Genomic DNA, 19,980 nt, shown 5'->3' with positions numbered 1-19,980 from the left:
TTTAAACACGAAAGTATGAAAAATTGGTTTAGATATAGTCTTATCGGGATGCTGGGCGTATTGCTTTTGGCGTCGTGTTACAAGGATAAGGGAAATTATTCTTATCGGGATTTAAATGAGATTTCGATTGATTTACCGGAAATCGTATCTGTGCAACAGGGGATGGTACTGGAAGTATCTCCCAAACTCTCTTTTGCTTTGGAAGAGAATGAGGAAAACTTGAGTTACGAGTGGGTGGTTTCTATTCCTACCTCTTCGGATTCTGTGAATGTGGTATTATCCACGGATCGGGACTTTGCCGAGCAGGTTGATTATGCTTCCGGTAATTCTTACCCGTTCGATTTTAAGGTGACGGATAATAACACGGGTGTCACTTATCGTAAGGGGATGAAATTGGAGGTGCGGACGAACTATCAGCCCGGTTATTTTGTCGTGGAGCAATATGACAATCATTCGGATATCAGTTTTTACAACACATCGACGGACACAGTGTTTCATAGTATATTCTCGAAGGTAAACCCGGAAGTCGTGTTGAAACCGAATGTAACGGATTTGTTTACAGTCGATTTTAGCGGGTATTCATCTCCGGACGGGAAGGTTGCCGCGGGGAATATGACGATGATTTTCGGAGAAGATTGGGGATACGTGATAGATTATCGTTCTTGTCGGGTGCTTGCCGATATAGAGCAGATGTTTGCAATGCGTCCGGAAGTTATTCGTCCACAGGTTTTGGCAAATTATATCGAGAAGAATTCTACATTTGTTTTGATAAATGATGGAAAGGTTTACCGGATGCATCAAGATCAGGGGCAAACTTTATTTGGAGAACCTATGGTTGCGTCAGATGGTTTGGAAACCGGTTGTGCTTCCTTTATCGGTTCGGGAATGAATTACAGGGGGCAATTGATGGGGATTTTGTATTTTGACGAGGTGAATCACCGTTTTTATTCCCGGTACCAAGCAACTAACGTGGTTTTTACGGATGTGAGAGGTGTTTATGTTTCTGCGGGAGATACCTTGTTTAATGCGGCGAAAGTAGATGACGATTGGGAATTGATCGGAATGCCGACCGGAGGTGCGGGAAATTACTATTATAATATGGTGTTTCGGGATGCGGACAATGCTTACGTGATACGTTATACGATGGCGGGAGTAGGATTTAATGGTGGTCCTTTTCATGTTGTTAGCGAAGAGGCGTGTCCCGGTATGAAAGATAGTCCGGTGTTTGTGTCCCCGTACGGTAGGCAGCAGATATATTATGCCAATGGAAACGAAATTCGCTTGTATGACGCAGATGCGAATACTTCCCGGTTGCTTTATGCTTTCCCGGCGGGTGAAGAGGTGGTTTCTATAGTCTTGCCGACAAACGACGGGCTGAACCTGACTGCCGCCACGTATAACGGGAGCAAGGGAGCGCTCTATGCTTTCACGTTGGTGAATACCGGGGATTTGAAAGACGCAGAGCCTAAGTTGTTGGCAACCGATTTCGGGAAGATAAAGAAGATCGTGTATAAAAAATAGTTTATGAATTTAATGACGTTTTGTGTAGCGGGGAGGAAAACATTCTGGTTTTCCTTCCTTCTCTTCCTCTTGCTGCCTGTTTTTTCGGCGGGTAAGGGGAAAGAGAAAGATTATTTCAAGATATACCGGGAAGGAGATCGGGTGATTTGGGAATTGTCTGCATCTCTCGTGGGGAGGGAATGGTTGCTGGTGAACCAGATCGCGGCGGTGGGGAACGGTTATTACGCCCAAGTGGGGGATATGTCCGGAGAGCCGAGAATCTTGCAGTTGCGGGAGAGAGAGAATGGTAGGATGGTGTTGATACAGAAAGCGGTGATGAGTAAGAATGCGGGTTCCAATATGACGGGACTGCCTAAGGCTCCTCATGAAATTGCCGATTTTCAGAGTGAGGAGAGCGGCAACGGGAAGGCTTTGCGTTTGGATATCACGTCGTGGGTGGTGAGCGACACGGGGATGGTAGACGGTAAATTGCGGACCCTGACACTGAAAATCATTTCTCATCCGGATTGCATGGAGATTGTCGGTTGGCGGGAGAGAAAGGGAGGGCAGGTACAGGCGAGTAGTTGTCTGTTTTTGATGTCCGGGCAATTGATGCGGCTTCGTTATGAAGATCAGCGGGTGGGGTATTTCAGGAGCAAGCATTTGGTATGCGACGATACGACGGCGAAAGAGGAAGAGGCGTATTGCATCTCCCGTTGGCGGTTGGAACCCCGCCCGGAAGATATGAAGAAGTATCAGAAGGGAATACTCGTGGAACCTCGGGAACCTATTCTGTTTTATATTGATCCGTTGACTCCGGCAAAATGGGTTCCCTATATTGAAATGGCAATCAATAACTGGAAGCCCGTTTTTGAGCGAGCCGGGTTTAAAAATGCCATTGAGGCGAGGGTGGCACCGTCGACCGATTCGACTTGGACGTTGGAGTCTTGTCGGGCGGCTATCGTGTATAAGCCGCTCCCGGAAGAAAACGCCTTCGGGGAACGGTATGCCGACCCGAGGAGCGGGCAGATATATCACGCTCGTATCCAGTGGGGACACGGGTTGGTGGAGTGGTTGAAGGGGAATTACATGATGCAGGCGGGAGCGAGTGATCCGGGGGTATTCACGGAAGGAATTTCGGATGAATGGTTGGGTACATTGCTATCGGTGATTGTTTCGCACGAGGTGGGACACACGTTGGGACTGACTCATAACATGGGGGCGAGTTCCGTTGTGCCCGTGGAGAAGTTGCGGGATAACGAATGGTTGACGGAAAACGGTATTTCCACTTCTCTTATGGATTATTCGAGGTTTAATTACGTGGCACAACCCGGGGACGGCATCGAGCGGAAAAATTTGATTCCCCGGATAAACATGTATGATTACTGGGCTATCGAATGGGGCTATCGTTTGTTCCCGAAAATAAAGACATTGGAGGAAGAGCACGCGCACGTGTCCGCTTGGGTTGGAGAGGAGCAAAAGAAGTGGGGACAATGGTTCGGGGCTCAGAATACTTCGGGAGATCCCCGTTGCCAATCGGAAGATTTGGGGGATGATTTGGTGGAAGCGAATACTTACGGGATAGCCAATTTGAAGCGGGTATTGGAGCAATTGGACCGGTGGGCTCCGGATGCGGATGGCAGTTACACGACTTTCCGGAATATGTATGACCGGATCATCTTTATCGGAGAGCAAAATGTACCCCGGGGACAGTTTTATTTTTACATGCAACAGGTGGTGAATATCGTGGGAGGCAGTTATGTAAATTATGACGAGAAGGAACAAGCAGTGCGAACGCCGGTGGAGAGGGAGTATCAGCGTCGGGCGATGATGTTTTTGGGAGAACAGGTGTTTACCACTCCCGAATGGTTGTTGAAACCGATGTTGTCGGGAAAAGTGGAGAATGATCCGTTACGTTTCATCGAATTGGTGCAAAGCGGGGTTTTGACGATGTTGGTTGGCAAAGGGAGTGGCTTATCGGAGAGGGATTCCGTTGGAAATTATACACGGACGGACTTTTTCGAGGATTTAAATCGGATCATCTGGCAAGACGTGTTGTCGGGAGAGATGCCGGATGTTTACAGGCAGAACTTGCAACACAGTTTCTTGCGGCAAGTCAGTTCTTACGGTTCGAGAGGCGGGCCGCAGGCAATCCGATTCTACAAAGGGTATATGGCAGATATGCAGGGAAAATTGAAACAAGTTAGTGTGGCAAACACGGACGAGCGATTCGGTGTCTATTGCCGGGATTTGATTCAGCGTATGAATAGGTTTTTAAAGTAAAAGGAGATGTATTGTATGTATCGGAAAATATTTTGTATTCTGTTGCTTATCCGGGTGTTGTGCATCGGTGATGGTTACGCGTCTGCTTTTCGAGTGTACGCTTCCGGGGAGAAATGTCTGTTGGAAATGCCCCGGGAGATGTTGGGAAGGACTTTTTTGGTCGTGAGTCGTTTGGATTCAGTGCACGAGAATCGTACCTATCAGCCGGGGAGCCGATGGGGAAAGGAGAGAACCGTCATTTTCAGACCGGGGGAAGCCGGGAAGGTGGATGTGTATCTGCCGGATTATCGTTTTGACGAAAGAGAAACTTCTCCGGGGATGAGGAGATTGTTAGCCCGTGGCAAGGTGGAGTTGCCTGCCATGAATTGCCCGATTCTGAATGAATCTTCCGATTATATCGTGATAGATGTGACGGGGATGATGAAAGGGGGACAACCGTTGTTTGATGGCGAGGGAAAGGAAATTGTGCGTTTTCGTGGAGAGAATGATCGTTTCTATTGCACGGTAATGCGGGAAATGCCTGCCATACGTCGTGAGTGGAAACGGGAAGGAGATAAAATGACCGGGATGCCGGTGACAACCACGTTCTTCCTGTTACCGGATGTCCCGTGGCAAGCACGGGAAAGAGACAGGAGAGTGGGGTTTTCTTCTGTTTCGTACGATTATTTTAAGGATGAGAGTACGGGCGTGCGTACTCGCCATGTTGTGAGGAGATGGGCGTTAGAGCCTCGTGACATGGGGGCGTACGAGCAGGGGAAGTTGACGGAACCTCACGAGCCGATAGTGTTTTATCTCGATCCCGCGATTCCTGCTTGTTGGCGACCTTATTTTGTCCGGGCTGTCGAGGACTGGCAGCGGGCTTTTGAGGCTACCGGATTCAAGAATGCTATCGTTGCACGGGAATTGCCGGGAGAACTGTTGCGGGAAATATCGTCGTTGAGCGGGGTAATTCTTTATCAGGATTCCTTGCGGGGAGAGGTCGTGGATGTGAATGTCGATCCCCGGAGCGGGCAAATTGTACAAGCCCGGGTGCATTGGTCGCCGCAAGTGTTGGATTCTTTGAGATACGAATGGATCGCAAGGAGTGCTCTATGGAAAGCGGGAGATCATTCCGGGGAAACGGAGAAACAAATCACGGGTAATCTGATCCGTGTAACGGTAGGACAAAGGGTAGGTATAGCTTTGGGGTTATTGCCGAACAGGCTTGCCTCTGCATGGATTCCCGTGGAGAATTTGCGGGATAGAGTTGGGGAAATGTCATCCTCTATCATGGGGGGTGTCATGCTGAACACGGTGGCACAGCCGGAAGATATGGTCGGAATGGCGGGTATGTTTCCCGTGGTGGGGGAGTATGATTGTTGGGCGATCAATTGGGGATATCGTTACGGGGAAAAGGAATGTGCCGCGGCATTGTTGGCAAATATGGCACGACCGGAGTTCCGGTGGTGTGACAATTCACGGGCTGTTGCTAATTTAGAGAATCAAGGAGATGATCCGATAGCGAGTGTGGGCTACACTTTGGAGAACGTGAAGCGGATGTTCGCGGGCAAGCGTGACACGACGGGGTGGGTGTCATGGGTACGACACGCCGGAGAGAAAACAGGAGTATTGTACACTACCGTGTTGCCCGTTCTTCAGCAATTTGGCGGTATGGAGGTCCGACCGGAAGCCTCTTGTGCGTATGTACCCGTGCTTTTCCCCGTGGGACGGGAGCGACAGGAAAAAGCGATGGAGTTTCTAGTTCGGGAGGTTTTTGCCACGCCGCAATGGTTGATACGTTCGGCGTTAATCCGAAAAGCCGGAATCGATCCGGTAGAAATGATTACAAGTTGGCAAAGCGCCGTGCTTGAGTTTTTATTTGAAACAAGTATAAGCCGGTTTGCTTTGAATAACATCATGTCCGGGGAGGATTCCTCCTACACGGCAGATGAATTTTTAGACGGTCTGTACCGGGCTATATGGGTTGATGCGGGACATGAAGATGCTTGTATGAAGGCTTTGCGGTTGCGTTACTTGGAGATCGTTGGGAAAGTTGCGCGAGGGTATGCCAAAAGTAATGAGTCGGTAGCTTTGCGGGTGCATTTGCGTAAACTGCACGGAAGGATTGAACAAGCCTTGTCCGGAACGGTTGGCGGGGTGGAACGGGAGAGTTGGATGAGTTATAAAACTAAAATAGAGGATGTATTATAGTATGTTGTAAATTAAAAAAAGAAACGTATGAAATTGATTATTATTATTGCATTGGTGCTTTGTATGCCGGGCCTTACGAGGGCACAAGAACAGGGAATCCGCTTTGACAAGAGCATGAGTTGGCGGGAAGTGGTTGAAAAGGCCACGCGGGAGAATAAATATATCTACGTGGACGTTATGGCCACGTGGTGCGGACCTTGTCAAGCTATGGTCAAGAATATCTTTCCTCAAAAGGAGGTCGGAGATTTCTACAACGAGCATTTTATCTGCGTCAAATTGCAAACGGACAAAACCGCCAAGGACGACGAGTACGTGAAGGCTTGGCACAAGGAGGTGAACGATATATGCACGAAAGCGAAAATCAAGGTGTTGCCCACGTCTTTATACTATAACCCGCAAGGGGAGTTGGTGCATATCATCCCGGGCGGGATGCCTGATGCCGGGCGTTTCGTGGAGGCGGGCAAAATAGCCTTGGACGAGAACCGGCAAATATTCACGTGTTTGAAAAAATACGAGGCAGGGGAGCGTGACGTGGAGTTCCTGTATGAATTGTCCGTGAACTTCTTGATGTTGGGCGATAAGGTGATGGCGAGAAAGGTGGGTAATACTTTTTGGCAGACGATAACCCCGGAAGAACGGTTACTGGACAAGGGTATCCGTTATGCCGCCGATTTTTTCGAGAGTGTTGACGACGCCATGCTCCCTCTTTTCATGGATCACCCGGAGCGGGTCGATGCCGTACTCGGGAAAGGAGTGGCGGATCAGAAAGTAATACGGGCAATCGAGGCGAAATACATCAATCCGCTGATGAAGGATTCCGTGAATATACCCGATTGGGACGGGCTTTACCGGGAATTAACGGAGAGATACCCGAAGAAACAAGAGAGTATCCGGAAAATGTTATTGAACCGGAAATTAGGATACGGGCAACGGTATCATAATGATGGGCTTTGTGCCGCCGCGCTGAAAGAGTTGTTGCCTATCTGTTGGGAGGAAGGGAGTGAGGTGTTGATTCCTAATTACGCGTACGAATTGGGACGCAAGGCTCAAGACAAAGAAGCGGGTAAAATTGCCCTCGAGTGGCTGGAGCGCACGTTGGATGAAACGAACGCTTATCAGTTGTTGAATTACGCGGATATCCTTTTCTTGAACAAACAAAAGGGGAAAGGGTTGAAATGCGTGAACACGGCGTTGAAGCTGACCGAGGAAGGGAGTAAACTACACGAGAGGGCAATGGAAATGAAAAAGAAAAATGCCCGGGAAATGAAGTTTTTAAAGCAAGTGATGAATGAAATTAATTAAAACAGTTATGAGGTTTAAAGTGCTCGTGTTATTGGCTTTATTGTTTCCGGTGGGGACAATTGCCCAAGAGAATAAAGGTATCCGGTTTGATAAAAGCATGAGTTGGGAAGAGGTCGTGAAAAAGGCTACACGAGAGAATAAATACATCTTTATGGATGTCATGGCGACGTGGTGCGGACCTTGTCAAGCTATGGCACAAGCCGTTTTCCCGAACGAGGAAGTCGGGAACTTTTTTAACGAGCATTTTGTTTGCGTGAAGCTACAACTTAATAAAACGGCAAACGATGACGAGTATGTCAAAGCATGGTATCAAGAAGCGGAAAAGATACAAAAGACCTACAAGATACAGAGTGTACCGACTTTACTTTTCTTTAATTCCAAAGGGGAGATTGTGCATTCCATGTCGGGAGCGACGAATAATGCCGGTGCTTTTATCGAGTTGGGAAAGAATGCTTTGGACGAGAAGCAACAGTTGTACACCCGTTTACGTGCATTTGAGGCGGGAGAACGGGACGTGGAATTTCTCTACGACCTGTCAATTGATTTCGCCATGCGGCGGGATGGGGTGAATGCCATGAAGGTCGCCAATGTCTTCTGGCAGACCATTACTCCCGAGAAGCGGGTTTTGGAGAAAGGAATCCGTTATGCCAATGATTTCATGTCCGGTACGCGGGATGAAACTTTTAGGTTCTTTCTGGAACACCCGGAAGAAGTGGATGCCGTTCTGGGGGAAGGCAGTGCCAAGAAAAAAGTGGTGGGGCTTATCGAGCGGGAAATGGTTTTGCCTCTCGTGAATGACTCCGCTAGAATGCCGGAATGGGATGGTATTTATAACGACTTGTGTGTGAAATACCCTTCATTAGAGAAGAATTTTAAAGAAATGGTATCTAACCGGAAAATGTATTATGCCCAAAGATACCGCAAAGACGATCTGTATTTGGAAGCTTTGTTGGAATTAATCCCCATATACGGGGAACAGGAAAACGGTACATTGGCAAGATCGTACGCCCATCAATTGGGGAAAAAGGCACAGAATCGGGAACAAAGAAATATAGCCTTGAAATGGTTGAAAGAGAAGTTGGACGAGAAAGATGCGGTAGGGATGGCGTATTACGCGGAGATACTTTTCTTGTCCGGGCAGAAAAAAGAGGGTAGAAAATACATCGACTTAGCTGTCAAATCCATGGGTCAGGGGGATTTTGTTTACACGGAAGTGAAAAGGATAAAAGAGGAATACGCTAATTAAAAAGCGGGTAATGAAAAAAGGGCGTGCACAATCACGCCCTTTTTGTATATAAGATTATCTCGTTTACTTGATAACCCCGAGTTTCTTACCGATCTTGATAAAGGCAGCCAAGGCACGATCCAGTTGCTCGCGAGTGTGTGCGGCTGACAATTGGATACGGATGCGGGCTTGTCCTTTCGGTACAACCGGGTAGTAGAATCCGGTAACGTAGATGTTTTCTTTTTGCAGTTCGGCAGCGAATTGTTGTGAAAGCACTGCATCGTAAAGCATCAAGGCACAGATGGCTGATTCGGACGGTTTCAAGTCGAATCCGGCTTCCGTCAATTTAGCGCGGAAGTAGTTGGCGTTGTCCATCACGCGGTCTCTCAATTCCGTACTTTTTGTCAGCATATCGAATACGGCGATAGATGCACCGCAGATTGCCGGGGACAAGGAGTTGGAGAACAGGTAAGGTCTTGAACGTTGGCGCAACATATCGATCACTTCTTTCTTACCGGTCGTGTATCCGCCCATGGCACCACCGAGAGCTTTACCGAGGGTTCCGGTGAAGATATCCACGCGTTCCATGCAGTGGTGGTGTTCGGCTGAACCGCGTCCTGTTTTACCGATGAATCCGGCAGCGTGGCTGTCGTCAACCATTACGAGTGCGTTGTATTTTTCAGCCAAGTCGCAGATTTCGTTCATCTTGGCGATATCCCCGTCCATGGAGAACACACCGTCGGTAACGATGATGCGGTAGCGTTGAGCCTGAGAAATCTTCAATTGTTCCTCTAGGTCAGCCATGTTGGCATGTTTGTATCTGTAACGTACGGCTTTGCAAAGACGAACTCCGTCGATGATGGAAGCGTGGTTCAACTCGTCGGAGATGATGGCATCTTCCTGTCCAAATAACGGTTCGAATACCCCGCCGTTAGCGTCGAAACAAGCGGCGTAGAGGATCGTGTCTTCCGTGCCGAAGAATTGAGAAATTTTAGCTTCCAGTTCCTTGTGTATATCTTGAGTTCCGCAAATAAAACGTACAGAAGACATACCGTAACCGCGGCTGTCCAATGCTTTCTTGGCACCCTCGATGACTGTCGGGTTGGAAGAAAGTCCTAAATAGTTGTTCGCGCAAAAGTTTAACACTGTTTCTCCCGTGGCAAGTTTAATCTCCGCGTCTTGCGGGGTCACGATAATTCTTTCGCTTTTGTATAAGCCGGCGTCTTTTATCGACTGTAATTCAGTCTTTAAAAAGTCTTGAAATTTTCCGTACATATCGCTAATTTTAATGTTTGTTTTAATGGCCTCAAAAGTAATCATTTTTTACTTATAACGTATTCGAAAATGAATATATCGTACTTTATTCGGGGAAAAAATTCGAAAGTGTTATTTGCTTGAAAACAAGAGAGGTGTCAAAAGTCATTTTGACACCCCCTTCTAGTAAAGTCCATAAAGTCGACCTTTGGTTCCTAAAATTTCCCTTGCGTTAGTTTCTGATAGCGGCAATTTCCTTTACTGCCTCGATCGCCGTGTTCACGTCTTTTTCCGTGGTGAAGGCGCCGATGCTCATGCGGACGGTGCCGTGGAGGTCGAACGTGCCGATCACCTCGTGTACTTTCGGGGCACACTGTAATCCGGTACGAACGGCGATATTGTAGTCCACGTCGAGCATGGTACCCACGTCAGCGGAATCGAATCCGTTGATGTTGAAACTAAGTACCGGGTTTTTGTTCTCGGGGCTATTGGCGCAATAAGTGGTAACACCTTCGATGTCCTGTAACGCTTTGCGCAGTTTATCCCATAATTGGATTTCCCGGTGGTGTATATTCATGATACCCTGTTCTTGAATCCATTTTACCCCGGCATTCAATCCGGCAACGCCTAACAGGTTCAACGTTCCGTATTCCAAACGATACGGGTATTCATCCAGATGCACGGGATAAGCGGAACGTACTCCGGTACCTCCGGCGCGGGTATGTTTGATCTCGATGCCTTCACGCACGTATGAACCGCCGATTCCCGTCGGGCCCATGAGGCATTTATGTCCGGTGAAGCAATACACGTCGATATTCGAGGCTTGCATATCCAGATCCACGGCTCCGGCACCCTGACTGCCGTCAACCACGAATATCACACCCTTTTCTTTACATACCTTCCCGATCTCAGCCAAGGGTTGGATTGTTCCCAGTACGTTGGAACAATGGGTAACCACCACGAATTTGGTATTCGGTCGAATCGCTTTTTTGATGTCGTCGGGATGCACGTAACCGTTCTCGTCAAAAGAAACGTAAGTCACGTCAATTGTACCGTTTTGATGGTGCATGTTGAGGGGACGCAATACCGAGTTGTGTTCCAGCATGGTGGAAACCACGTGAATGCCTTTCTCCACCAGACCGTTGATGATGAGGTTTAATGAATCTGTGGCGTTGTAGCTGAACGTCAAACGGTTGTGGTCTGTTCCCCCGTTGAAGAGTTTCGTCAGCATCTTGCGGGTGCTGTTCACCACTTCTTCCGTTTCAACGGCAGCATCGAATCCGGAGCGTCCGGGATTAACACCATGTTTGCGATAGAAGTCGTTCATGAAATCATAAACTACGTCCGGCTTCGGGAAGCTGGTTGCTGAATTGTCTAAGTAGATTAATTTGCTCATAACTTGTATTAATTTTAGATCCTAATTAATTTTAGATTTTAAATTTTAGATTTTAAATTCCAACCGCACAAGCCGACCATTTTTTTGTTCAAAATTTGAATTACTCACGACCTGCGAATTAGTCACCAGCTTCTCCTCTGTTTATAGAGGAGGAGGCACGGAGTGCCGGAGGAGTTTCTTTATTTTTAATTTCCAATTTTCAATTCTCCATTTTCAATTCTCCATTTTCAATAATCAGGGCATCTGCGACCAGTTCCGCCACGGTCTTTATGGTAATGCCCAGATTGTACGTGTGATTGATTTGCGTTAATTGGTCCACGCAGTTGTGACAAGGGGTGACCACGATTTGTGCCCCGGTGGCGGTAATTTGGTCGGCTTTGACTTTACCGATTTTGAGGCGTCGTTCGTTGTACTCGCTCATGGCAAGAGCCCCGCCGCCGCCGCCGCAACAGAAGTTGTCGGTGCCGTAGGGCGTCATTTCCACCACGTGGGCTGCCGCCGCATTCACGACGAAACGGATTTCATCGAGTAATCCGCCGTTGCGCACGAGATTGCAGGGGTCGTGTATGGTGACCACTTTATCGTTGAGCGTCTTGTCCAGTTTGATGCGTCCGCCACGGATATATTCCCCGATCAATTCAACCACGGTAATCGTGTCGAAATCGTACTTCGTTTTGAGGTAGTTCGGGCCTTCCCAGCGCATGGCACGGGAACCGTGACCGCATTCTCCCAGCACGAGGCGTTTGCAATTGAGTTTGTGTATCTCGTCGTAGAGGTTACGGGCGATTTGGGTTGCCTCGGCGTTGTTGCCGTTGAAGTAGCCGTAATTCGTCACGTCGTAGTACTTGGACGAGAGCGTCCAGTCCTCACCGGCGGCGTAGAACACTTTGCCCATGGCGGCGATGGAGAGCGGGAAGAACTTCGGTTCGCGCGGGTTCACGGTGTAAAACACGTTTTTGTCCGTCCGGTCGAGGAACAAGCCTGCTTTCGGGTCTTCCATTTCGTCCTGCAATTCTTCTTCCATCCATTGAATCGTGTCCACGAATTCTTCCGTGGGGATAGCCATGTTGTTGCCCGTGTTAACCGCCGCGTCAACCGTGGATTGCAGGGTTTTCGGCACCATGCCCATCTCGGCGAGCATTTCCCTTCCTTTCTTCACCACGAAGGGAATATCTACCCCGATAGAGCAATGTTTCACGCAGCGCCCGCACATGGTGCAAGCCCCGAAAAGGGAATCGATCATCTCGTCACACGTCTCCCGGTTCAATTCCCGGGCGCGGAACAATTTTGGGAACGCAGCTCCCTGCCATGTCCGGTAGCGCCTGTAAATGGAGCTGACGAGGTCTACTTTTCTCGCCGGGATGAACTTGCTTTCTTTCATGGTGAGATAGTACATGCAACTATCTGCGCACAGCCCGCAACGCACGCATGAGTTCAAGTGGGTTTCCAGCTTGCTGTCATTCGTCTTGTCGAGGACGGCAAGGGCTTTGGCTTTTTGTTCGTTCGTGATATTGTTCATCATACGGTAGCTTTTTTAGGAGGCCATGTTCCACGCCAGCCGTAGAAAAAGCCTAAATGGTATCTCGCGAAGAAAAAATAAAGCACGTGTTTGATCTTACCGATCGGCATCCATATAAAAAGGAGTGCCATCGTGACGAAGTATACCGCCCCGAATTGGAACATCCACAGGGAATACGCCGAAACGAAGAGCATGACCGTGCAGAGAAAATTGGAAATGTAATCGTCCGCGCAGGATAGCTCCCGGAGTTCTTTTTTCACGATACGTTTAATGAATAAGGATAGTCCACAGATGCCGGCAACTAGAATCGCGGCTGCCGGCACGATGATGACCAAGTTCGTTACGCTTTCAACAGGAATCACGAGGCTGAAGATTGCCGATGCGGCGATAATTACGTACACGAGCAATGCCAAGAAGTTTCCTATATGAAAAATAATACCTGCCGAATAGGTGGGCAGGTGTAAATAAGCTGATTCTTTTTGCACGGGTGACATGGCTCCGATGCAAGAGTAACAGACTGCTTGAGCAATATTCCCGGATTTTTGGGAAAGGTCTTTCGGCGACCCTTTTTTCAAAAGCCGTAGGAAATATCCCCCTAACAGCACCACGCAAAAGAGAAGTGCAGCCAACGAGGTCCAAATATACCAAGACATAGTCGTGTATTTTAAACGCACCCGTCCGGTTTTGGCAGACCTGCTACCCGACATGCGCCGCGGGCTGGTCCTAACGGGAATAATTCATAAATTTCTTTCAGTTTCAATCCGGTTTCTTTGCAGATAGTCCGGACCATCGGTGCGTTCCCCTTCTCCTCGAAATTGTTGCGGATAATCTTGATGATAGCCCAATGTTTATCCGTCAACTCGTTGATTCCGTCCGCTTCGGCAAATAATTGTGCTACCTCATCGTTCCAGATTGCAGGATCGGTGAGGAAACCGTCACCATCCACTTCAAACATCTTTCCTTTAATTTCTAGTGTTGCCATAATGTTTATTTGGTTTTAGATTGTCCTGCAATATAATAAATATTTGAAAAAACAACAATGATTTTAATATGTGTTTCAAGCAATATAGGGGGAATATGATATGAACCGGGTTGGACAGTAGGCTTGAATAGTGGTATATTTTACTGTATACCAGATTGATATATAATATTTGGAATTACTTGAAAGAGAATATTTATGGTACGTCTTGATGATAGGATTTTATCTTTAGTATAATGTATTAATTATTTTTCGCGGTGATAGCCGCTTTGTTTTTACCTTTTTTAAGTAGCTGTATGGTGAGTTTATTTGGATGTATAAATAATTTACACGAGCGAAGAAATAACAAAATAGGCTATTCTTGGATAATTGTTGACTAAAAAACATTACCTTTACAAAATAAATATTGTGGTTGTTATAAAATATTCCTTGATGAAAATAATCCGATTATTATTGGTAATATTTTTAAGTGGATTCGTGTTTCGTGCCCAAGGAGGAGCGACGGTTGCTCCCGCGAGCGAGAGAATATTGTTTATTAGCTCGAATCAAGCAGGGCAAGCTGCGAATCAAAGGATGTCGGTATCTTTCATCCAACAATTCCGTTCAGCCCCGTTTAAGATGGAACTGGAAGAAATCTATCTGGGAGCCAAGAAAGTGTTGAACGCGGAAGAGAGGCGTCGGGTGTTGGATTCCTGCTTGAGGGATATAAAAGGAGATATGGATTTAATCGTGGCGTCGGACGAAGAGGCTGCCGCCGCTCTTTTTTCTTTAAATATTCCTTTGACCCGGGAGATTCCCGTTATCTTTTGCGGGATGACCGATTACCGGTGTGTATCCGGTCGGGATAACGTGACGGGAGTGGTTTATCCGGTTGATTACGAGAGAGTATTCTTGTCCGGACGCAAGTTGTTCCCTGAGGTGCAGCAAGTATATGTCTATTCGGACCGGACGGAGGAGGGACAGGTTCAAGCTCGTCTGGCAAGGAAACAACTGGAGAAGTACACGAAAGATTTTCCCCTTTATTTCGTGAGCGATACCACGATGGGAGTGGATGCTTTCACGAGTGAATTACAGAATATATTCCCGCTTTCGTTTGTTATTTTGACCACTTGGCAACAGGGGGAAGACGGGGACTATCTTAATCCGGATATTTATTACGCCACGTACGCGAACGAGTCCGCGGTACCGGTTTTCACGGCTTTTGACCGCGGTCTGGGGAAAGGGGTTTTCGGGGGTGTGGTTGTTACACTAGAGCGGCAAGGTGCCCGGCTGGGGAAAATGGCGGTGGACGTGTTGAAAGGGACGTCCGTTCGTTCTATTCCAGTCGACACGTTGAAGCCGGTTCACGTGTTCGATGATAATCTGTTAAGAATGTGGCGTTTGAAACATTCCGAACTACCGTCAGACAAGGTGATTTTGAATAACCGGGGTACGTTTTGGATCACGTATAAAACTTACATCGTGGCTATATGCTTGGTCTTCTGTGTTCTGGTATTTATGTTGGTATGTTTGGTCTTGTACCAGTTGCGTTACCGGAAAATGTTACGCCGGAGCGGGTATCTCGAAAAGGCAGCCCAGCAAATGGCAACTATGTTAAAAGAAAAAACGGAAATCTTATCGAACACCTTATCTTCCATGAGCGAGGGTATTCTGGTCGTGGATAAAGAATTGCGGATTATCGAGTTGAATCGCGCCACTGTCGAGGGATTGGGACTTGCGGGGAAGATTATCGGGAAGCCGCTTCACGAGGTTTGTGAAGTCGCCAGAGATAAAGTGGGGCATGGTATCGAGGAGTTGGCGGAAGGCGTGATGCGGGAGAAAGCGCGTAAGGATCTGGCTTTGGATACCGTGTTGATTCCCGGTGGGGATGCCCCGATACAAAAGGTGGCGGGTAGCATCTCTCCTTTGTTGAACTTCGATAACGAGGTTTACGGTGCGGTGATTATGTTCCGGGATATAACGAGGGAGTGGCAGCAACAGAAATTCCTGCGTATTTCGGTGAACGCTCTACAGGCGTTCTCGTGGTATTACGATGTCGAGAATGATATATTGAATATCGGCGAGGGCTTTGCCGAAGACGAGTTCGTGAAGGAAAACCTGAATACTTTGAACAAGTTTGTGGCACATATTCACCCGGATGACAGGGATAGCGTCATCTCTGTTTTCCGGCAAGTGTTGGAGGGGAAGATGAAAGAATTTGCCATTGAATGTCGGGTTGATTTCTCGCGAACGGGGAATTATCACTGGTGGGCAAGCCGGGGTGTCATGGAAATAGTCGTGATGGCAGACGGGAAGAAGGTGCAGTATCTTTACGGGATGGGCATAAGTATCGACAAGCATAAACAGGCGGAAGAGGAGTTGGCGAGCGCCCTGCGGCGGGCGGAGGAGTCGGACAGGTTGAAATCCGCTTTCGTGGCGAATATTTCACACGAGATCAGAACACCGTTGAACAGTATTGTTGGCTTCACCAATTTGATGACGGAGGAAGGGTATTCGGACGAGGAGAGAAAGTTGTTCAGGGATTCAATTTCAAATAACAGCAGGGATTTGTTGGGGTTGCTGGATGACGTGCTTGACTTGTCGCGTCTGGAAGCGGGGCAGGAAATGTGTTACCCGGGTGTGTGTGATATGCGTTTTCTCGTGCATTCGGTGTTGGATGTCGGGCATTTGAACGCCGCGGAAGGAGTAGAATTTATTGAACGGGGACCACGGGAAGAGTTGCTGGTTATAACTGACGAGATTAAGTTGACAAAGGTGTTTTTGAATCTGGTAAGAAACGCAAAGAAATTCACTTCCCGCGGGCATGTTGCTGTCGGTGCGAAAGTATCGGATGACGGAAACTGGATCGAGTGTTTCGTGGAGGATACGGGTATCGGAATATCAAAAGAATCTCTCGGGCGTGTTTTCGACAGGTTTTTCAAGGCGAACGAGTTCGTGCAGGGAACGGGACTCGGTCTGCCGATATGCAAGGCGATTATCGAGTTGTTGGGCGGAGAAATTTATTTGACCTCGGAACCCGGTAAGGGAACGACGGTTTATTTTAGAATACCTTATAAAAGACCGGAGACAGTGTAGTTTTCGCCTTCGGCGAGTTGCAAGTTACATGTTGCATTTGCCTTCGGCAAGTTGCAGGTTATTTTATTGTTTCTTGTTTATTTACAGGGGGGGGGACGGTACTGTTGCGCTTAACCTGCCCTTGAATTGCCGCTAACCCGACAAGGCGGTTTAACGGCACGATAACAGCACATTCACGGTACTCCCCGGAAAAACGTGACATCCTCGCGAACTCCTTGAGCGAGCGGGCAACCTGTTAGCCTCACCCCGGGCATTCAAACGGGAGAAATACCCCCTTGCCAGGCAGAAAATCAAAAAAAACATCCCGTTTTTATTTTTTTTTACGTTATAAAGGGGGGGTATTTTTTACGAAAAATCTATTATACAAGAAAAGAGAGTATCATGATAAGAACAGATTTAGAATTATTACATGGGAAAAAACGGTCAGGGGAACCACCGCCACTCTCTACTGGCGGCTGGGCAATCCCGTTATCCGGAGAAGGAGAAACAGGAACGTGTCCGGCAAAAAATGGAAACGTACCCCCGGACGGGAACAAGCGATAAACAAATTCACCAACGGGAAACGACTGGTGACTGAGTTCCTGCTGGAACTGGGAGAGGTGTCCTCGTGGAGGCGGGCGGCAAGGCTATACAGCAAGAACGGGCGGGGTGTGGAGAGGTGACGGAAAAACCGTGTTCTCCCTTGACCCGGCGCGGGGAACATGCGTGCACCTGTACTCTTTCTTCGAGCGGGAGGATAATTCGAAATTTTCGGAGAACGATTATTTCACGTGCGAGATAACCCCCTATCTTCCCCTGCGGACGCTCGTTCTACACGTCTTTCTTCGCGAGAATATCCCGACTCTTTCAAAAAGGAGGTTGGAATGAAGAATTGTATAAAAGAAAAAACCGACATTTCTGTCGGTTCACCCTGCTTGGCTCCTCAGGTAGGACTTGAACCTACGACCTACGGATTAACAGTCCGCCGCTCTAACCAACTGAGCTACTAAGGAATTTTTTTCAAAAGCGATGCAAATATAGGGGTTTTGTACTATCGAGCAAAATTATTTGGAGAAAAAATTGTTGAATGATACAAAATATTTTTAGTGTCTTGTCAGGTGATTAAAAATCAAAGAAATAGGATTTCGTTTGAATTGGAGGTAAGTATATTTTATTTTGGTTTCTGTATAAAGTATTAGGTTTTTTTATATATTTGTGAGAATTAGCGAAAGAACGTAATGGTTGATATGGAGATAAATATACTTCGGGATTTGAATCAAGGTAAGGAAAAGGCGTTAAAGGAGGTTTACCGCTTATTTTTTCATGCCTTATGTGCCTTCGGGAGTCGCTTTGTCAAAGATGATGCAGCCGTTGCCGATATCGTGCAGGAAGTATTTATAAAGGTGTGGGCTCGCCGGGAGGATTTCGAGGCGATTTATTCTTTGCGTTCGTTCATGTATCTTTCGGTGCGTAATGCCTGCTTGAATTATAATCGGGATCGGGCGCGGGTGAAAAAGATTTCCTTGAATGATACGGTTCCGGAAACTTTTGTCGAGGAGGATGATTGTTTCGTGATCGAGGAAGAGTTACATCGCCGGATCCGGAACGAGGTGGAGCGTTTGCCCGAGGCAATGAAGAAAGTTTTTAACCTTACCTTGCTGGATATGTCCATATCGGAGATTGCCGAAGTGTTGGAAGTGTCGGAAAACACGGTACGCAATCAGCGTGCCCGTGCCCGGGAGATTCTCCGTGCTCGGTTGAAAGACAAGATATTCCTGTTGTTTCTTTTTTATTTTGTCGATGTAAATCATATTAATTAATTCAAGTTTTTTCCTGCTCGATGAACAGAGGAGGAGTTAAAATACCGTCTTGAAAAGCAACCTGTAACTTGCCGAAGGCAAATGCAACCTGCAACTTTTCCAACTCTCAATTGTAAGGACAATTGAGAGTTGGAAAAAAAATGTGGGTATGGATAGTATGCCGTGTACTTTTTCGTGTTATAGGGTTAAAAAGAGAATAGAATATGTCGGAAGAGAATTTGAAAATCGCGGATATTATTTATGCTTATATTGACGGTTCGATCACGGAGGGGCAACTTGGGGAATTGACCCGATGGTTGGGAGCTGCCGCAGAACACCGGGAGGTATTTGAACGGTTGATTGCGGCTGCTTCATACCGGGACAAGGAGGCCATTTACCGACGGTTCGACGAGTATTATAATTTTGATCGGTTGAGGCGTGCTATACGGCATCAGCGGCGTATCGAGTGGAGGCGTATTGCAGCCGCGGCAGCCGTGGTGATTCTGCCGTTGCTGGTGACTTTTTTCTTGTTGGAACAGCGGGTGGACTCCGTGCGGCAGGAGTACCCGGGAGAGATGACTTTATTGCCGGGCAAGTCGATGGCGACGTTGACGCTGTCAGACGGGAGTAGCAAGGCGTTGAACCGGGAGAATTTTACGGTGGTGGACGGGAGTAAGCGAATCGTGAGTAACCGGGGTGGGTTGGTTTATACCGGGAAGGACACGAGTTCTGTCGAGGAGGAAGTGTACAACACGATACGGGTTCCCCGCGGGGCGGAGTTCAACGTGACTTTGGACGACGGGACGAAGGTATGGTTGAATTCGGAAAGTTCAATCCGTTTTCCCGTTGCATTCTTGGGGGAAGAACGCAGGATATGGGTGAGCGGGGAGGTATTCGCAGAGGTGGCGGAAGATGCCGGGCGACCTTTTATCATGAACACGGGGAAGATTGATATAAAAGTGCTTGGAACGAAGTTTAACGTGCGGGCGTACAGTGACGAGGAGTGTATTATGACGACACTGGTGGAAGGTGCCGTGCAAGTGGACGATTCATCGGGAGAGGTTGCCGTGTTGAGCCCGTCGGAACAACTGGTGTATGATAAGGCGAGCGGGAGGAACGATGTGCGGAAAGTGGACGTCGAGTTGTTCGTGTCTTGGAAAGACGGGGTGTATTTGTTTGAATCCCAACGTTTGGAGGATATCATGACGTTGATATCCAAGTGGTATGATGTCGAGGTATTTTACCAGAATGCGGGGGTGAAGGATATTATATTCTCCGGAAGATTGAAACGTTACGAGAATGCGGAAACGTTGCTGAACGTGTTCGAGAGTTTGGGTGGAGTGCGGTTTACCGTGCAAGGGAAGACCGTTGTTGTAGAGGCTGAGTAAAGCAAATGAGCGATAGGAAGGTGCAACTTCTAACCGCTCATGTATGACTCCCGACCGGGTGCAACCGGGCGGGCATTGTTTAATCATATAA

At 47.7% G+C, this 19,980-nt stretch carries 15 protein-coding genes and 1 tRNA gene; 10 read left to right on the top strand and 6 right to left on the bottom strand.

The features are described from left to right. Positions 1–15: 15 nt before the first annotated feature. From Q5866_RS11895 to Q5866_RS11875, 5 genes are read left to right on the top strand one after another with little or no spacing between them, the layout of a single operon-like run. Positions 16–1,521: a PKD-like family lipoprotein gene (locus Q5866_RS11895; RefSeq protein WP_303180430.1), complete on the top strand. Its 1,506-nt coding sequence runs from the start codon at positions 16–18 to the stop codon at positions 1,519–1,521. A 3-nt stretch (positions 1,522–1,524) separates the two neighbouring features. Further along, positions 1,525–3,783, top strand: a complete 2,259-nt coding sequence (locus Q5866_RS11890) for a zinc-dependent metalloprotease (protein ID WP_303180428.1) — start codon at positions 1,525–1,527, stop codon at positions 3,781–3,783. A 15-nt stretch (positions 3,784–3,798) separates the two neighbouring features. Further along, on the top strand, positions 3,799–5,973 hold the full coding sequence (locus Q5866_RS11885; RefSeq protein ID WP_186977500.1) for a zinc-dependent metalloprotease: 2,175 nt from the start codon (positions 3,799–3,801) through the stop codon (positions 5,971–5,973). A 27-nt stretch (positions 5,974–6,000) separates the two neighbouring features. Beyond that, on the top strand, positions 6,001–7,275 hold the full coding sequence (locus Q5866_RS11880) for a DUF255 domain-containing protein (protein WP_186977498.1): 1,275 nt from the start codon (positions 6,001–6,003) through the stop codon (positions 7,273–7,275). Between the two features lie 7 nt (positions 7,276–7,282). Continuing rightward, complete coding sequence (locus Q5866_RS11875) at positions 7,283–8,521, top strand: thioredoxin fold domain-containing protein (RefSeq protein ID WP_303180427.1); 1,239 nt, start codon at positions 7,283–7,285, stop codon at positions 8,519–8,521. A gap of 63 nt (positions 8,522–8,584) precedes the next feature. Here the strand turns inward: Q5866_RS11875 and kbl are convergent, their stop codons facing one another. From kbl to Q5866_RS11850, 5 genes are all read right to left on the bottom strand, one after another. Next, on the bottom strand, positions 8,585–9,775 hold the full coding sequence (gene kbl, locus Q5866_RS11870) for a glycine C-acetyltransferase (RefSeq protein ID WP_186977494.1): 1,191 nt from the start codon (positions 9,773–9,775) through the stop codon (positions 8,585–8,587). 211 nt (positions 9,776–9,986) lie between these two features. After that, positions 9,987–11,150 carry an aminotransferase class V-fold PLP-dependent enzyme gene (locus Q5866_RS11865; protein WP_186977492.1) on the bottom strand — a complete coding sequence of 388 codons (1,164 nt, stop codon included), beginning with the start codon at positions 11,148–11,150 and terminating at the stop codon, positions 9,987–9,989. 199 nt (positions 11,151–11,349) lie between these two features. After that, positions 11,350–12,672 carry a (Fe-S)-binding protein gene (locus Q5866_RS11860; RefSeq protein ID WP_303180425.1) on the bottom strand — a complete coding sequence of 441 codons (1,323 nt, stop codon included), beginning with the start codon at positions 12,670–12,672 and terminating at the stop codon, positions 11,350–11,352. Next, the gene (locus Q5866_RS11855; RefSeq protein ID WP_186977490.1) at positions 12,669–13,322 is read right to left on the bottom strand and encodes a hypothetical protein; all 654 of its coding nucleotides are present in this window, start codon (positions 13,320–13,322) and stop codon (positions 12,669–12,671) included. The genes Q5866_RS11860 and Q5866_RS11855 overlap by 4 nt, the downstream gene beginning before the upstream one ends. Positions 13,323–13,333: 11 nt before the next feature. Beyond that, a complete protein-coding gene (locus Q5866_RS11850; RefSeq protein WP_186977488.1) occupies positions 13,334–13,651 on the bottom strand; it encodes a TusE/DsrC/DsvC family sulfur relay protein in 318 nt (105 codons plus the stop codon). 429 nt (positions 13,652–14,080) lie between these two features. Here Q5866_RS11850 and Q5866_RS11845 point away from each other — a divergent pair, with 429 nt between their 5' ends. From Q5866_RS11845 to Q5866_RS11835, 3 genes are all read left to right on the top strand, one after another. Continuing rightward, positions 14,081–16,723: an ABC transporter substrate binding protein gene (locus tag Q5866_RS11845; RefSeq protein ID WP_303180423.1), complete on the top strand. Its 2,643-nt coding sequence runs from the start codon at positions 14,081–14,083 to the stop codon at positions 16,721–16,723. Between the two features lie 275 nt (positions 16,724–16,998). Further along, the gene (locus Q5866_RS11840) at positions 16,999–17,385 is read left to right on the top strand and encodes a hypothetical protein (protein ID WP_186977484.1); all 387 of its coding nucleotides are present in this window, start codon (positions 16,999–17,001) and stop codon (positions 17,383–17,385) included. After that, positions 17,372–17,590: a hypothetical protein gene (locus tag Q5866_RS11835; protein WP_186977482.1), complete on the top strand. Its 219-nt coding sequence runs from the start codon at positions 17,372–17,374 to the stop codon at positions 17,588–17,590. The genes Q5866_RS11840 and Q5866_RS11835 overlap by 14 nt, the downstream gene beginning before the upstream one ends. 48 nt (positions 17,591–17,638) lie before the next feature. Here Q5866_RS11835 and Q5866_RS11830 read toward each other — a convergent pair. Continuing rightward, a tRNA-Asn gene (locus Q5866_RS11830) sits at positions 17,639–17,715 on the bottom strand. Between the two features lie 234 nt (positions 17,716–17,949). Between Q5866_RS11830 and Q5866_RS11825 the strand changes: the two genes are divergently transcribed. Together Q5866_RS11825 and Q5866_RS11820 are read left to right on the top strand one after the other, a co-directional pair. Next, positions 17,950–18,522, top strand: coding sequence for an RNA polymerase sigma factor (locus tag Q5866_RS11825; RefSeq protein WP_186977480.1), 573 nt, complete (start codon positions 17,950–17,952; stop codon positions 18,520–18,522). A gap of 203 nt (positions 18,523–18,725) precedes the next feature. Beyond that, a complete protein-coding gene (locus Q5866_RS11820; protein ID WP_186977478.1) occupies positions 18,726–19,889 on the top strand; it encodes a FecR family protein in 1,164 nt (387 codons plus the stop codon). Positions 19,890–19,980: the final 91 nt, after the last annotated feature.

Origin of the sequence: uncultured Butyricimonas sp. (genome assembly GCF_959596855.1) — a bacterium.
GTDB classification, from domain to species: domain Bacteria; phylum Bacteroidota; class Bacteroidia; order Bacteroidales; family Marinifilaceae; genus Butyricimonas; species Butyricimonas muris.
The sequence above is the reverse complement of the archived record's forward strand: the minus strand, read 5'-3'. Positions and strand labels throughout refer to the sequence as shown.